This window comes from Halalkaliarchaeum desulfuricum (assembly GCF_002952775.1).
GTDB classification, from domain to species: domain Archaea; phylum Halobacteriota; class Halobacteria; order Halobacteriales; family Haloferacaceae; genus Halalkaliarchaeum; species Halalkaliarchaeum desulfuricum.
Genome location: NZ_CP025066.1, coordinates 204,643 through 217,783 on the forward strand (window position 1 = coordinate 204,643; position 13,141 = coordinate 217,783).

The window sequence follows — 13,141 nt, forward strand, 5'->3', positions numbered from 1 at the left end:
TGTAGTCGCGCGCTTAGATTGCAATATGGTTTCAGTCGGAGACACCGCCCCCGACATCGTGGGATCGCTCGCCGACGGTGACCTCTCGAAGTTCACCCTCGAAGAACACCTCGGGGATGGTCCCGTCGTGCTCGCGTTCTTCCCGGCAGCGTTTTCGTCCACCTGCACCGACGAATTCTGTCGGTTTCGGGACGAATTCTCGACGTTCGCCGAGGTAGATGCGACCGTTTTCGGCGTGTCGACCGACCTCCCGTTCGCACTGAACGCCTTCCGGGAGGAGCACGACCTCCCGTTCGGCCTCGTGAGCGACACGGATGCATCCGCGGTCGACGCCTACGGGGTTCGGGATTCCTTCGACGGGATCGGCGTGCCGACCGTCGCCGGGCGCGCGGTGTTCGTGCTCGACGAGGCGGGAACGATTACCTACAGCTGGATCGCCGACGATTCGAGTCTGGAACCCCCCTACGAAGAGGTCGAAGACGCGGTCGCGTCGGCAGCCGACCGAACGGACGGCTGAGGGTCCGCCCAACCCCCCTCAAAGCTGCTCGATCAGCGTCTCGTCCGGGTGAAGTATCCTGATCACCTCCGCCCGTTCGGAGAGCGCAATCGCGTCCTCGAGTTTCGGCTCCGAATCCGCGTAGACCGTCACCACTGGGTCGCCCGAGGTGATTTCTTTTCCAACTCCTGTATGCATCTGCAGTCCCGCCGCCATGTCCTTCGGCGCACCCGCACGCCGTGCCAGTTCGCTCACCACCGAGTTGTCGACGTGTGCGACCACGCCGTCGCGGCCGGCAGTGAGTGTCCGGGTGTGTTCTCCGACCCGAATGTCGTCGACCGAGACGTCCGGATCGCCGTCCTGTGCGGCCACGATCGATCGGAACGTCTCGAGGGCTCGCCCCGACCCGAGGATCTCCTCGGCGTCGGCGTCGACGTCACACTCCGAGAGCAGAATGGACGCGAGCCGAACGCCTTTCGATCGCAAGTCCGGCGGTCCGTCCCCCTGCAGCACTTCGAGCACGTCCTGGGCCTCGTGTGCGGGACCGATCCCCACTCCGATCGGGCCGTCCCCTCTGGTGATCGCACACCGAATCCGCATGTCGAGTCGCTCGCCGACGCGCTTGAAGTCCCTCGCGAGCTTCCGTGCCTCGGTGTGGCTCGTAACTTTGGCGCTTTCCCCGTACGGGATATCGATCACGACGTGGGTCGAACCCGCGCTGCGCTTTTTCGAGAGCACCGACGCGATCACCTGGCCCTCGGGATCGAGCGATAGCGGCGTCTCGACGCGGATGATGCGGTCGTCGACGGGCGACAGCTCGATTGCCCCACCCCAGACGAGACAACCGTTGGTTTCCCCGACGACTCGACGGATCTCGTCTGCGTCCAGTTCGACGTCACAAAACACCTCCATCGTGTCGGCCGTCCCCGCCGGAGACGTGATTCCTCGCGAAGAAGTTTTCGGGATCTTCACGCCCGCGGCCGCGACGATCGCCACGACGATCGGTGTCGTCCGGTTTCCAGGCACGCCACCGATGCTGTGTTTGTCCGCCACGACCGGCTCTCCCCACTCGATCCGATCCCCCACGTCTGCCATCGACTCGGTCATGTGGATTGTCTCCCCCAGTGACATCCCGTTGGCGTACACGCCGGCGATGTACGCGGACAGTTCGACGTCCGTGAGCCGATCGTGGTAGAGGTCCTGCACGATCGTCCGGATCTCCGAGCGGTCGAGCTCGATGTCCTGGAGCTTGCGACGGATGTACCGCAACGACTGTGGCTGCGGGGCCGGCTGGACGCCGACGCTTCCCTGGAGGTGTGTAAGCGGATGAGTGACGCCGATCTGTCCGACCGCGACGAGTCCGGTCGTGACTTTCACGACGCCGATGGCGGTCCCGTCGTCGTAGCGGAGCTGGACGCGATCCATCGGATGAATGCCCAGTTCCCGGGCGTCCTCCTCGTGGAGCACGACCGTCGGGGTTTCAGTGTCGAGATCGATCTGTACGGTTTCCAGTTCCATGTCCTCCGGTCGTCCGGAGCCGACAAGACAGTTTCCCGATCTGTGCCGATTCAAAACCCGTGAGCGTTCCGGATGGTTGGGTTCGCGAAGTGGCGCTATTCGGCGGTATCGGCGGACAGGCAGTGCTCGCAATCGGCGTGTTCTGGTGGGTGCTCTCCAAGAGCGCGACGCTCGGCTACGCCCAGACCACCGCGCTCACGACGATGGTGGAACGACGGCGATGTTCGTCGGCGAATGTCGCTGTGAGACACGATCGGTCGGGGCGCAGTGATCGGTCGGGGCGCAGCGTTCGGTCAGGGCGCTTCGCTGGTCTCCAGCGAGAATTCTTCGCGGGGGTACGCAACGCAGGTGAGGGTGTATCCGTCCTCCAGTTCCGCCGCTTCGAGCATCTGCTGGTTGTCGTGGACGACGTAGTCCTCGGAGGGACCGTCCGCAATCCGACCGGCACACGAGACACACTGGCCCTGCCTGCAGGCGTACGGCATGTCCCACCCTTCGTCCTCGCCGGCCTCGAGCAGCGTTTCGTTGTTCGCGACCTCCACCGTCTTGCCCTCATTCACGAACTCGACGTCGAAGTATTCGACCTCGTCGTCGGGGATCTCCCCCGGGCTCGTTTCCTCGTCGGCGCCACCCTCGAGTTCGGCTTCGCCGGTCCCGCCGCCCTCGCCGCCGGCGACGGCGCCTGCTGCTGCCGCCGAAGCGCCCCCACCGATCGAGCGGTTCATCGGCTCGGGGAAGTCGGTCTCGGGAACGGTCTTCGCTCGACGTTCGAGCAGTTCGTCGGTGATGTCTTCGGCAGACTCCCACTCGGTCCCCCGCGCGAAGTGTAAGACGACCACCACGAGAACGATCGTGACAGCGAGTCCCAGTGCCAATGGGTCAACCATGGACTGGGTTATGGAAGGTGTCGTTAAAAAGGATATGTTCCCAGAACAGCCTGCGACGGCGATCACGTGTGAGATTGACAAACTCGCATGAAATACTTATGGTGACCGAGAAAATCCGGTGACAATGAATCCGTTCGACACAGTCGACGAGAGCCTGATACTCCGTGGGGAAAGCGACTGGTTCACGCCGGATCTGGCGGAGCGTCTGGCTTTTCACCCACTGGAGTGCGTCGACACGGAGTTCCCCCACTACGTTCGCTCGATCGACTCCCCGGACGGTGTCGTCCGCCCTCGGGAGCGTCATCCGGTGTTCTTCGGCTGTTACGACTGGCACTCGGCGGTCCACAGCCACTGGGCGCTGATCCGCCAGCTACGGCTGTTCGACGACCATCCCGGGGAGTCGCAGATCCTCGAGAGCATAGACGGGCGTCTCACCCCGGAGAACGTTCGGCGGGAGGTCGACCACTTCGAGGAGAACCCGTCGTTCGAGAAGCCGTACGGTTGGGCGTGGCTCCTCAGGCTCGCCGCCGAACTCCACTTGTGGGAAGAAGAGCCGGCGGACGAGTGGCGCGCTACCCTCGAACCGCTGGAGGAGACGATCCGAGACCTCGTCCGTTCTGAGTTGCTCACACGGGATCGACCCTTACGGGATCGACCCTTCAGGGTCGGAACCCACGGCAACACCGCATTCGCGCTGGCGGCCGTGCTGGATTACGCGACCGTGGTCTCCGATCGCTCGCTGGAGTCGACGACGGTGGAGACCACACGGGAGTTCTTCGGGGACGACCGCGAGTATCCCGTCGAATACGAACCGCTCGGGTGGGATTTCATCTCCCCTGCACTGACGGAAGCGGATCTGATGCGCCGGGTGTACGACCCCGAACCGTTCGCAGCGTGGCTGGAGGAGTTTTTCCCCGACGTGACCGAAGCGCCGTTCGATGCGATACTCGAACCGGTTCAGGTGAACTCCGACCCCGACGAGGAACTCGCGCTCCATCTGGTCGGGCTGAACGTTTCGAAGGCGTGGTGTCTGGCCGGGATCGCGTCGACGCTGGACGCCAGCGGAGGACACCGGTACGTGGAACCGTTCTCCGAGAGCGCGAAGAGACACGCGAATGCTGGCCTCGAGGCCGCGTTCACGGACGACTACGCGGGCTCACACTGGCTTTCGTCGTTCGTGCTGTATCTGCTCACCAGAAACGACGGCGGAATCGCCCCGGATTGACGTCCTCCCCGCCGCGGGTTTCACAACAGGAGTTCGCAACCGGGGCCGATGCCGTCGCGTTTTTATCCGTCGGGCGATCATCCAGTTGTATGACTCGCTCGGACGCCGGCCGGTCGATGGCGGGGGCTGTGGTGTTCGATCACGTCCCCGAGACCGACCAATCGTTCGAGAACGTTCTCGCGAAGACCCACGACGATCCGCCAAACGGTCCGACGCTGGGGCCGAGAGTCGTCGGGGCTCCGATACTCGAACCGGACAGTGACGACGACAAAACGGCGACATCCGGGAGGTCGATCCGACCGTGATGGCCCCAACTCACGTCGCCGTCGGCGCGTCGCTCGCGTTGCCACTCCTCGCGGTCGCTCCGGAACTCGCGGTCGTCGGCGCGCTCGCGGGGATCGCCGGGGGGGTCTTTCCGGACCTTGATCTGTTCACGGGGAAACACCGGAAAACACTCCACTTCCCCGTCCTCTACTGGATCGTTGCCGTTCCCGCTTCGGGTATCGCCGCGTTTTTCCCCTCGCCTGCGACAGTCGCGGTTGCGGTGTTCTTCCTCTCGGCGGCCGTCCACTCCGTGCTCGACTGGTTCGGTGCCGGAGACGAGCTCAAACCGTGGGAGGGAACGTCGAGGGAGGGCGTGTACGTTCACGTCATCGGTCGGTGGCTGGAACCGAAGCGGTGGATCAGATACGACGGGTCTCCGGAGGATCTGGCGCTGTCTGCGGGGGTTGCAGCCCCCGGCCTACTGCTGTACGGGACGCCGATACGGGAACTCCTCGTGGGTGCCCTCTTCGTCGGCGTCGTGTACGCTGTGATCCGACGCCGGGTTCCCCGGTACGTCGGCCCGTATCTGGAGTGACGTTGCCGTCGGCGCTCGTTCGTCGGCGCTCGTTCGTCGACACTCACTCGCCGGCCGGGTCGGCCGGATCCGTGCCCGGCCGGATCGAGTCGACTCGCCGGAGCTGATAGGAGAGGCCGGCAGCCGCGAACAGCAACACTGCGAGGTTGAATCCGGCCTTCACGACCGGCTCGTAGGGCTCGGCGATCCACACTTCGATCGCGGCGCCGACCTGGAAGTAAAACTGGAGCGCGGCGACCGCAGCGAGCAGCAGGAACGCCACGAGCAACGCCCTGTCGAGGTAGCGGCGGAGCCGGTTCGTGGTCGTACTCGATTCGTCCGGCTGTTCGTCGAGTGGCTGTTCGCCCTTCGGTTCGTCTGCGGGGGAGTTGGGATCGGTCATCGTGGGGAGTTCCGCTTGTGTCTGTATCGGGGTCAGTTACCGTTCCGTCCGGCGCGAGCGAGCCAACAGCAGCGCGAGCGCGATCACCGCGACGAGGGCAGCGACAGGTCCGAACCCGGGGGTTTCCTCCTCTGCGTCCCGGGGGGCGGGCGTCGCTTCGGGGCGGGGTTCGTCCGCCTCCTCTGCGAACTCCTCGATCTCGAACTCGATCTCCTCGCGCGTTTCGTCCACGTCGAGCGTCTCCTGGGGGTCGAGGTTCGCCGCCTCGCGCGTCTCGTCGATGATGACGTCGTCGCGAACCAGCGCGGCGTCGACGTAGTAGTTGTAGCCGTCGGGGACCTCGACGGTCGCGTCGACGGAGTGTGTCCGGCCGGGTCGCAGTTCGCCGACCGGTTCGACTGTCTCGTCGGCGACGACGTTCGAGTCGGCCTGGCGGAGCACGATCCGGAGTTCGACGTCGTCGACGGGGTCGTCCCCGCCGTTGGCGACCAGCGCGGAGATCCGCAGCGTTGCCGTCCCGTCGGCCGCGTCCTCGACGCCGACCGACAGCGACGGCAGGACCGGCCGGTCGGCAAAGGAGACGGTGGTTCGTTCGTACGGCGGTTCGAGCGCTTCGACCCCGCGGATCGTCGTCGTCGAGGTGTCGAGCCGTTCGGTTCCCCGGAACACGGTCGTCTCGAGGCGGTAGCCACCCTCACGAGGGACCGAAAGCGTCGCGTCGACCGACTGTTCGCCGTCGACGTCGACCTCGCCCACGTCGACGGTCTCCTCTGCGGCGAGGAGCCCGGAATCGGCGTCGTAGGCGCGGTGACGGACGGTCACGTTGTCCGCGGCGTTACCGCGGTGGGCGAGCGCAGTCGATAGCTGGAGCTGGACGGTTTCGCCGGTCACTTCTGCCGGAGAGACGGCCACCTCGGCGATTCCGACGTGGCCGGGCTCTACGGGATCCTCGACGCCCGGATCCGCGAGCACGCCCGGTCCGGCGAGGGCGGCGATCGCGACGACCACGAGCAGACCGAGCGCGGCCGCCGCGAGGAGGGCTTCGCGGTTCATGCGCGGAGGAATTTACGACCGAGGGGTAAGTCTTTTGTGCCGGAAAAATATCCGCTCTTCCTCTCCCCTCCCAAAAGCGACACCTGCCGACTCCCGGACCGATTATATGCTCCGGCAACACACGCACTCGTATGACGACGTTCGTTCTGGCGACGAATGGGGTTCACGTGAGCTCGACGCTGTGTGATTATCTCGACGACCGCCTCGAGGCGGGCGACACCGTCCACGCGGTGAACTCACAGCGCGGAGGCGACGACACCAGCGCCGAGGATGTCCGGGACGGCGAGGAGGCGCTGAACGTCGTCTCCTCCCGGCTGGGAACGCTCGCAACCGTCGAAACCCACCAGTTCGTTCGCGGCAACCCTCCGGCGACGGACGTCCTCAGGTTCGCCGAGGAGATCGACGCCGACGAGCTCGTCATCGGGGTTCGTGACCGATCCCCGGCCGGGAAGGCGCTGTTCGGCAGCGTCGCACAGAAGCTGCTTTTGAATACGGACCGGCCGGTCGTGGTCGTCCCGCGGGAATAAGCCGGTCGCCGGCGCGTCCGAACTACGGTGTCTCCTCGATGAGGAACTCAGCGAGCGTCGGCACGAACGTTCCGATGTCGGTGACCATTCCGATGGCCTGCGAGGAGCCGCGATCGAGCAACTGCGTCACCGTCGCGGGGTTGATGTCGACACAGACGGTCTTCGTCGTCGACGGGAGACAGTTCCCGACGGCAACCGAGTGGAGAAGCGTCGACAGCATCAACACGAGGTCCGCCTCGTGTGCCTGTTCCCGGATGGCGTCCTGTGCTTCGACCGCGTCGGTGATCGTGTCGGGCAAGGGTCCGTCGTCACGGATCGATCCCGCCAGCACGTACGGCACGTCGTTTTCGACGCACTCGTACATCACCCCGTCCGTAATCACGCCCGCCTCGACCGCCTCGGCGATGCCGCCGTGCCTGATCACCTCGCTTATGGTGTAGATGTGGTGTTTGTGTCCCTTCCGTGGATGTTCGAGCGTGTCGACGTCGACCCCCAAAGACGTCCCGTACAGGTTGCGCTCGATGTCGTGTGTCGCAAAGCCGTTCCCTGCCGACAAGGCGTCGACGAACCCCGCCCGGACGAGCCGCGCGAGGTCTTCTCCCGCGCCCGCGTGGATCACTGCAGGTCCGACGACCACGAGTACGTTCCCCCCAGACTCGTGGGTGGCCTCGATCTCCTCTGCGACCTCCCGGATCGTCGACTCCGAGGGACGTTCCGCCGAGACGCCGCCCTGCATGAACCCGAACGGGCCCGAGGCGTCTCGGGGTCGCTCCGGCGGGCGAACGCGGATCCCCGTCTCCCCGACGACGACCAGGTCGTCCTCCTCGATCGCGTTCAGAACCTTCGTGTACGCCCGCGGTTCGGCCGTCCCTTCCTCGCCCCCAGGGTCGACGACGATCGCACAGTCCATCTCCACCCGTTCGACCTCGAGCCATTCTCCGTTGTATCGCACCGCAGTCGGATGGTTCGTGGTGGAGTAGAACCCGGGCGGGACCACCTGGTCGGCCGGCGCCGCCTCGAGTGTCGCGTCCCGCGGATTCGTGAGCATCGCCCCGTTCTGGTGGAGCTCGTGGATGATCGACTGCAGAGTCGGCTCCTCCTCGGCGGTGACGACCATCCGGCAGTAGGAGGTTTCGTCTTTCCGCGTTCCGACATCGAACTGCTCGACCTCGAAGGTCCCTCCGAGCTCCATGATCGCAGCGAAACACTGCTGCATTGTCCCGGAGTCGATGATGTGCCCCTCCAGTTCGACTGTGCGCGAGTAGGTCATGCACGGGCGAACGGCGTCCGTCGGTATGTGGGTTGCGACACGACCGATGTTTGCTCAATTCTGTCGATATCCACTATTGTGGATATAACCCCCAGATAGCTACCGATATAACGGCACCAAAGTGGGATGATTGGGACACATTGATACGGAAGGGCCCCGCGTACACCCACATGACGAGCGTGAAGGAGTTCCGGATCGAAACCGAGCCGACTGCGACTGACGCGGGCCGCGGCCGGTTTTACTTCACCGACGCGTACTCGGTGTTCGACTGGGGGCAGATGCCGGATCCGATTCCGAACAAGGGGGCGAGCCTCTGTGTGATGGGTGCAGACAACTTCGAGCGGCTCGAAACCGAGGGGATTCCGACCCACTATCGGGGGGTCGTGCCTGCCACGGGCGACGAAGCAGCCGGAAATGCCGAGGCGACATCGCTTTCGGCCGCCGCCGAGACGGTCACGGTCGGCGGGGCCGAACCGCCACGCGAGATGGCGATCGAACTCACGCAGGTTCCCGACCTGCCGTACGACGGCGAGTCGTACGGCTACGACGCGTACCACGCCGAGGCGGGCGACAACTACCTCGTCCCGCTGGAGGTCGTGTTCCGCAACACCGTCCCCGTCGGATCGAGCCTCCGATCCCGGACCGACCCCGGCAATCTCGGATTGGACTTCGACTCCTGGCCCGACGAGACGGTCGAACTTCCCGAGCCTGTGGTCGAGTTTTCCACCAAGTACGAGGAGCAGGACCGGTATCTCGACCGGGGCGAGGCAGACGAGATCGCAGGGAAGGCCGACGTCGACGATCTCGAGGTGCTCGCCCGCGAAGTGAACGATATCGTCACGGAACAGGCGACTGGGGCGGGATTCGTCCACGAGGACGGGAAAATAGAGGTCATGTACCACGACGGCACGCTTCGCGTGGCGGACGTCGTCGGGACGTTCGACGAAAACAGGTTCTCCTACGGCGGACAGGAGCTCTCGAAGGAGGTCATCCGACAGTGGTACAAGCGGGAACAGCCCGAGTGGGTCGACGCCGTCGCGGCCGCAAAGCGGGAGGTCGCACAACGGGAGATCGCCGACTGGCGGCAGCTCTGTTCGGTCGAACCGACGTCGCTTCCGGCGAACGTCCTCGAGGTGGTTTCGAACCTGTATACGGCCGGTGCGAACGCGTACACCGGGCGCGAGTGGTTCGACGCACCCCCGATCGGTGACGTCGTCGAAACCGTCCGACGGCTGTAGCACTCGACAGCGAACGCGCTCGTGACGGACGTCACCGTCTGGAGCCGCCTACACTGCCAGTTCGCCTTTCGCCTCGATGACCGTCAGGTCCTCGGCGTCGATCGTGTCCACGTCGAGCCAGGTGGGGACGTACTCCCGCTTCTCGAACGACTCCCGTTCGTCCTCCGTGCCGATCGTACACCACAGCTGTACCTCGTCGGGACCGTGCCAGTCGCCCTGGCGTTTGACGGTGAAACAGACGACTTCCTCACCCTCGAACTCGATTACGGCGTCCTTGCGGATCCCCGGATCCCCGCGAACGATGAGGTGTTGCATACCTCCTGATTCTGTAGGCCCGGGCTTGAAGTCTTCGAAGATCTGCCCTCGATCGCACTCAGCAGTCGACCGCAAACGGCGAGGCCCCCTCGCGCCACTCCCAACCGGGAAGCCGGGTCTGAAACCCCGCCGCGAGCGCCGCGTCGAGATCGTCGAGTCCCGCGGTGTCGTCCTGGGGGTCGTCGAATCCCGCGGTGTCGTCCTGGGGGTCGTCGAATCCCGCGGTGTCGTTCCCGGAGGACGGAGCGGGTCGTCCGTCGTCGGCATCCAGTTCCGCGTAGTGGACGTGCGAGTCCGCATAGTGAAACGTCGCCTCCGCCAGCAGCGCGAGGGGCTGTCCGCCAGCGATCGTGGACGCCAGGTTTCGGCCGAGAACCTCGTCGACGACGAACCCCGGATAGTCGCCTTCGACGTCGAGATCCCGGAGGAGACGGACGTAGCCGGCGACGTTCACCGCGCGATCGCCGTCGGCGAACACCACCTCGACCTCGCGGCGGTACTGCTCGTGATCCACCGCACCGACGTCGGTCTCGAACAGTTCCCCGAGCGCAGTGCGAGTGTCGTTTATGAGTGGGACGACGATCGGTGCGCGCTCGCGGATCCAGTCGCGTTCGCTGACGACAGTGTCGGGCGTTATTCGCATACGCTCGGATCGATCGCTGTTCTCTTAAGTTGCAGGCCGAACGTTGGCCGCCGCGAATCGAAGCTTTGCGAAGGCTTTTATAATAATCGGGGTGTATCATTGTACGAGCGGGTTTTCCTGCACTGTTCCCGCACTGCAGTCCCGGATACGAACCCGGATAGACTACCACTATGTACCCACGTGGCTCGACCGTCCCGGCGACAGTCCTATCGAGTAGTGACGTCCGGCGGTCGGCCGCGGCAGGGGAACTCTTCGAGCTATGAGCGCAGTCGACAAACAACTCGAGCAGATACGAGACGAGATCGAACAGGAAGTACCGCCGGACATCCACGTTTCCGACGTCAAGTACGAGGGGCCGGAGGTCGTCGTATACACCCAACATCCCAAGGAGTTCGCGCAGGACGGCGACCTCGTTCGGCGGCTCGCGTCGAAACTCCGAAAGCGGATCACCGTCCGTCCCGACCCCAACGTGTTGACGCCGCCGGAGGAGGCGGAAGCCGCCATCCAGAACGTCATTCCGGACGACGCCGGCGTGACGGATCTCGATTTTCACGCCGACACCGGCGAGGTCGTGATCGAGGCTGAAAAGCCGGGGATGGTGATCGGTCGACACGGGTCGACGCTGCGAGAGATCACCCAGGAAGTCGGCTGGACCCCGGAGGTCGTCAGGACGCCGCCGATCGAGTCGGCGACGGTGTCGAACGTCCGAAACTTCCTGAAACAGGAGCGCGAGGAGCGCAGAGACATCCTCGAACGGGTGGGCAGACAGATCCACCGCGAGGAGATGGCCGACGAGCAGTGGGTCCGGATCAGCACGCTCGGCTGCTGTCGGGAGGTCGGACGCGCCGCGTTCATCCTCTCGACGGCGGAGACGCGGATCCTCATCGACTGTGGCGACAAGCCCGGCGCGGAGGGGGAAGTTCCGTACCTCCAGGTGCCCGAGGCGCTGGGAGCCGGCGCGACCAACATCGACGCAGTCGTGCTCACCCACGCTCACCTCGATCACTCGGCGCTGATCCCGCTGCTGTTTAAGTACGGTTACGACGGTCCGATCTACTGCACGGAGCCGACGCGGGACCTGATGGGGCTGCTGCAGCTCGACTACCTCGACGTCGCCACGAAGGAGGGCCGGACGCCGCCGTATCAGTCGGAGATGGTCCGGGAGGCGATCAAACACACCATCCCGCTGGAGTACGGCGACGTCACCGACATCGCCCCCGACGTGAAGCTCACGCTCCACAACGCGGGTCACATCCTCGGTTCCGCAGTGTCGCACTTCCACATCGGCGACGGGCTGTACAACGTCGCCTTCTCCGGGGACATCCACTACGATGACACCCGCCTTTTCAACGGCGCGGTCAACGACTTCCCCCGAGTCGAGACGCTGGTCCTCGAGTCGACGTACGGCGGACGAAACGACTACCAGACCGACCAGGAGGACTCCGAGCGCAAGCTAATCGACGTAATCAACCGGACGACCGACGAGGGTGGGAAGGTTCTGATCCCGGCGTTCGCTGTCGGGCGATCACAGGAGATCATGCTCGTTTTAGAGAAGGCGATGCGCAACGGGGAAATCGAGGAGATGCCTGTCCATCTCGACGGGATGATCTGGGAGGCGACGGCGATCCACACCACCTACCCCGAATACCTGCGTGACGATCTCCAGAACCGAATCTTCCACGACGACGAGAACCCGTTCCTCGCCGAGGAGTTCAACCACATCGACGGCGGGGAGGACGAACGACAGGAGGTCGCCGACGGCGGTCCCTGCATCATTCTCTCGACGTCGGGGATGGTCACCGGCGGCCCGATCATGTCCTGGCTCCGCCATGTCGGAACCGACCCGGAGTCGCGACTCGTGTTCGTCGGCTACCAGGCCCAGGGGACCCTCGGCCGACGGATCCAGAACGGCTGGGACGAGATCCCGATCAACGACCGCGGCAACCATGGCCGCGCGGAGACGCTCCAGTTGGAGATGGACGTCGAGACGGTCGACGGCTTCTCCGGTCACGCCGACAGACAGGGGCTCGAGAACTTCGTCCGAACGATGAATCCCCGCCCCGAGAAGGTGCTTTGCGTCCACGGCGACGAGCGTTCCGTCCAGGACCTCTCCTCGGCGCTGTATCACGAGTACAACATGCGGACGTTCGCACCGAAGAACCTCGAGACGTTCCGGTTCAAGTGATCGAGGCGAGGGGTTCTCTTCACCGCCCTGCGCAGGTGCCTTAAAAACAGACCCATCTCGTTGGGAGCAATTCCTACCGACGAGCGACGCCTGGGTCGTGATGGGTAGCAACCAATGAGTGTGTCAACCCATCCAACGGAGAACCGTGAATCGAACAGTCAATCGAAGTCGGGGCCGAACGCACGACTCGGACTCCTCCGAAACGGTCTCGTCGGGGGCGCCGTGGCCGTGCTGTTGTCGTTCCTGCCGCTTTCGACGGTCCTGGGGGGCGGCGTGGCCGGCTACCTGGACCGCGGCGCCGGTCGGCTCGGAGCCGGCGCCGGGACGGTCGCGGGGATCGTCGCCTCGCTTCCGTACGTCCTGGTCGGCGTGTATCTGGCGCTGTCGCCGGCAGTCACCCTCCCGGGGCCCGATCTGGCGCTGTCACCCGTGATCGTCGTTGCCGGAACGACCGCGTTCGCAGTCGTGTACGTCGTGGGGCTGAGCGTGTTGGGGGGTTTGATCGGCGGTTACATCCAGGAAACCGAGGTGTTCTCGCAGTAG

15 protein-coding genes are annotated in these 13,141 nt (G+C 64.8%); 8 read left to right on the forward strand and 7 right to left on the reverse strand.

All coding sequences use genetic code 11. From position 1 onward, the window contains the following. The first annotated feature begins 25 nt into the window (after positions 1-25). Positions 26-517, forward strand: a complete 492-nt coding sequence (locus AArcSl_RS01020; protein ID WP_119813864.1) for a redoxin domain-containing protein — start codon at positions 26-28, stop codon at positions 515-517. An 18-nt stretch (positions 518-535) separates the two neighbouring features. Here AArcSl_RS01020 and AArcSl_RS01025 read toward each other — a convergent pair whose 3' ends face one another. Continuing rightward, on the reverse strand, positions 536-2,014 hold the full coding sequence (locus AArcSl_RS01025; protein WP_119813866.1) for an AMP phosphorylase: 1,479 nt from the start codon (positions 2,012-2,014) through the stop codon (positions 536-538). A 293-nt stretch (positions 2,015-2,307) separates the two neighbouring features. Continuing rightward, on the reverse strand, positions 2,308-2,901 hold the full coding sequence (locus tag AArcSl_RS01030) for a 2Fe-2S iron-sulfur cluster-binding protein (RefSeq protein WP_119813868.1): 594 nt from the start codon (positions 2,899-2,901) through the stop codon (positions 2,308-2,310). A 124-nt stretch (positions 2,902-3,025) separates the two neighbouring features. On the opposite strand from AArcSl_RS01030, the gene AArcSl_RS01035 reads away from it, so the two are divergent. The 3 genes from AArcSl_RS01035 to AArcSl_RS01045 all read left to right on the forward strand — a co-directional run bounded on the left by AArcSl_RS01035 (position 3,026) and on the right by AArcSl_RS01045 (position 4,985). Then, entirely contained in the window at positions 3,026-4,126 is a 1,101-nt protein-coding gene (locus AArcSl_RS01035) for a DUF2891 domain-containing protein (RefSeq protein ID WP_119813870.1), read from the forward strand. 89 nt (positions 4,127-4,215) lie between these two features. After that, the gene (locus tag AArcSl_RS01040; RefSeq protein WP_119813872.1) at positions 4,216-4,431 is read left to right on the forward strand and encodes a hypothetical protein; all 216 of its coding nucleotides are present in this window, start codon (positions 4,216-4,218) and stop codon (positions 4,429-4,431) included. Beyond that, positions 4,431-4,985 carry a metal-dependent hydrolase gene (locus AArcSl_RS01045; protein ID WP_245883322.1) on the forward strand — a complete coding sequence of 185 codons (555 nt, stop codon included), beginning with the start codon at positions 4,431-4,433 and terminating at the stop codon, positions 4,983-4,985. Before AArcSl_RS01040 ends, AArcSl_RS01045 begins: the two co-directional genes overlap by 1 nt. 43 nt (positions 4,986-5,028) lie before the next feature. On the opposite strand, the gene AArcSl_RS01050 is transcribed toward AArcSl_RS01045, so the two are convergent. Both AArcSl_RS01050 and AArcSl_RS01055 read right to left on the reverse strand, forming a co-directional pair. Continuing rightward, a complete protein-coding gene (locus AArcSl_RS01050) occupies positions 5,029-5,367 on the reverse strand; it encodes a hypothetical protein (protein ID WP_119813876.1) in 339 nt (112 codons plus the stop codon). Positions 5,368-5,403: 36 nt separating this feature from the next. Further along, positions 5,404-6,420 carry a DUF7490 domain-containing protein gene (locus tag AArcSl_RS01055; protein ID WP_119813878.1) on the reverse strand — a complete coding sequence of 339 codons (1,017 nt, stop codon included), beginning with the start codon at positions 6,418-6,420 and terminating at the stop codon, positions 5,404-5,406. A gap of 131 nt (positions 6,421-6,551) precedes the next feature. On the opposite strand from AArcSl_RS01055, the gene AArcSl_RS01060 reads away from it, so the two are divergent. Beyond that, positions 6,552-6,947: a universal stress protein gene (locus AArcSl_RS01060; protein ID WP_119813880.1), complete on the forward strand. Its 396-nt coding sequence runs from the start codon at positions 6,552-6,554 to the stop codon at positions 6,945-6,947. Positions 6,948-6,969: 22 nt separating this feature from the next. Here the strand turns inward: AArcSl_RS01060 and AArcSl_RS01065 are convergent, their stop codons facing one another. Beyond that, positions 6,970-8,217: an ornithine cyclodeaminase gene (locus AArcSl_RS01065; protein WP_119813882.1), complete on the reverse strand. Its 1,248-nt coding sequence runs from the start codon at positions 8,215-8,217 to the stop codon at positions 6,970-6,972. A 170-nt stretch (positions 8,218-8,387) separates the two neighbouring features. On the opposite strand from AArcSl_RS01065, the gene AArcSl_RS01070 reads away from it, so the two are divergent. Then, complete coding sequence (locus AArcSl_RS01070; RefSeq protein ID WP_119813884.1) at positions 8,388-9,455, forward strand: phosphoribosylaminoimidazolesuccinocarboxamide synthase; 1,068 nt, start codon at positions 8,388-8,390, stop codon at positions 9,453-9,455. A 48-nt stretch (positions 9,456-9,503) separates the two neighbouring features. Here AArcSl_RS01070 and AArcSl_RS01075 read toward each other — a convergent pair whose 3' ends face one another. Then, the gene (locus AArcSl_RS01075; RefSeq protein ID WP_119813886.1) at positions 9,504-9,770 is read right to left on the reverse strand and encodes an HAH_0734 family protein; all 267 of its coding nucleotides are present in this window, start codon (positions 9,768-9,770) and stop codon (positions 9,504-9,506) included. 58 nt (positions 9,771-9,828) lie between these two features. Beyond that, positions 9,829-10,413 carry a hypothetical protein gene (locus AArcSl_RS01080; protein WP_119813888.1) on the reverse strand — a complete coding sequence of 195 codons (585 nt, stop codon included), beginning with the start codon at positions 10,411-10,413 and terminating at the stop codon, positions 9,829-9,831. A 259-nt stretch (positions 10,414-10,672) separates the two neighbouring features. Between AArcSl_RS01080 and AArcSl_RS01085 the strand changes: the two genes are divergently transcribed. Together AArcSl_RS01085 and AArcSl_RS01090 are read left to right on the forward strand one after the other, a co-directional pair. After that, positions 10,673-12,598, forward strand: a complete 1,926-nt coding sequence (locus AArcSl_RS01085) for a beta-CASP ribonuclease aCPSF1 (protein ID WP_119813890.1) — start codon at positions 10,673-10,675, stop codon at positions 12,596-12,598. Positions 12,599-12,712: 114 nt separating this feature from the next. Beyond that, the gene (locus AArcSl_RS01090) at positions 12,713-13,141 is read left to right on the forward strand and encodes a DUF5518 domain-containing protein (RefSeq protein ID WP_119813892.1); all 429 of its coding nucleotides are present in this window, start codon (positions 12,713-12,715) and stop codon (positions 13,139-13,141) included.

Bases quoted from the DNA above. Each gene is read 5' to 3' on its own strand.
- AArcSl_RS01020 (WP_119813864.1), top strand. From the start codon at position 26: ATGGTTTCAGTCGGAGACACCGCCCCCGACATCGTGGGATCGCTCGCC.
- AArcSl_RS01025 (WP_119813866.1), bottom strand. From the start codon at position 2,014: ATGGAACTGGAAACCGTACAGATCGATCTCGACACTGAAACCCCGACG.
- AArcSl_RS01030 (WP_119813868.1), bottom strand. From the start codon at position 2,901: ATGGTTGACCCATTGGCACTGGGACTCGCTGTCACGATCGTTCTCGTG.
- AArcSl_RS01035 (WP_119813870.1), top strand. From the start codon at position 3,026: ATGAATCCGTTCGACACAGTCGACGAGAGCCTGATACTCCGTGGGGAA.
- AArcSl_RS01040 (WP_119813872.1), top strand. From the start codon at position 4,216: ATGACTCGCTCGGACGCCGGCCGGTCGATGGCGGGGGCTGTGGTGTTC.
- AArcSl_RS01045 (WP_245883322.1), top strand. From the start codon at position 4,431: ATGGCCCCAACTCACGTCGCCGTCGGCGCGTCGCTCGCGTTGCCACTC.
- AArcSl_RS01050 (WP_119813876.1), bottom strand. From the start codon at position 5,367: ATGACCGATCCCAACTCCCCCGCAGACGAACCGAAGGGCGAACAGCCA.
- AArcSl_RS01055 (WP_119813878.1), bottom strand. From the start codon at position 6,420: ATGAACCGCGAAGCCCTCCTCGCGGCGGCCGCGCTCGGTCTGCTCGTG.
- AArcSl_RS01060 (WP_119813880.1), top strand. From the start codon at position 6,552: ATGACGACGTTCGTTCTGGCGACGAATGGGGTTCACGTGAGCTCGACG.
- AArcSl_RS01065 (WP_119813882.1), bottom strand. From the start codon at position 8,217: ATGACCTACTCGCGCACAGTCGAACTGGAGGGGCACATCATCGACTCC.
- AArcSl_RS01070 (WP_119813884.1), top strand. From the start codon at position 8,388: ATGACGAGCGTGAAGGAGTTCCGGATCGAAACCGAGCCGACTGCGACT.
- AArcSl_RS01075 (WP_119813886.1), bottom strand. From the start codon at position 9,770: ATGCAACACCTCATCGTTCGCGGGGATCCGGGGATCCGCAAGGACGCC.
- AArcSl_RS01080 (WP_119813888.1), bottom strand. From the start codon at position 10,413: ATGCGAATAACGCCCGACACTGTCGTCAGCGAACGCGACTGGATCCGC.
- AArcSl_RS01085 (WP_119813890.1), top strand. From the start codon at position 10,673: ATGAGCGCAGTCGACAAACAACTCGAGCAGATACGAGACGAGATCGAA.
- AArcSl_RS01090 (WP_119813892.1), top strand. From the start codon at position 12,713: ATGAGTGTGTCAACCCATCCAACGGAGAACCGTGAATCGAACAGTCAA.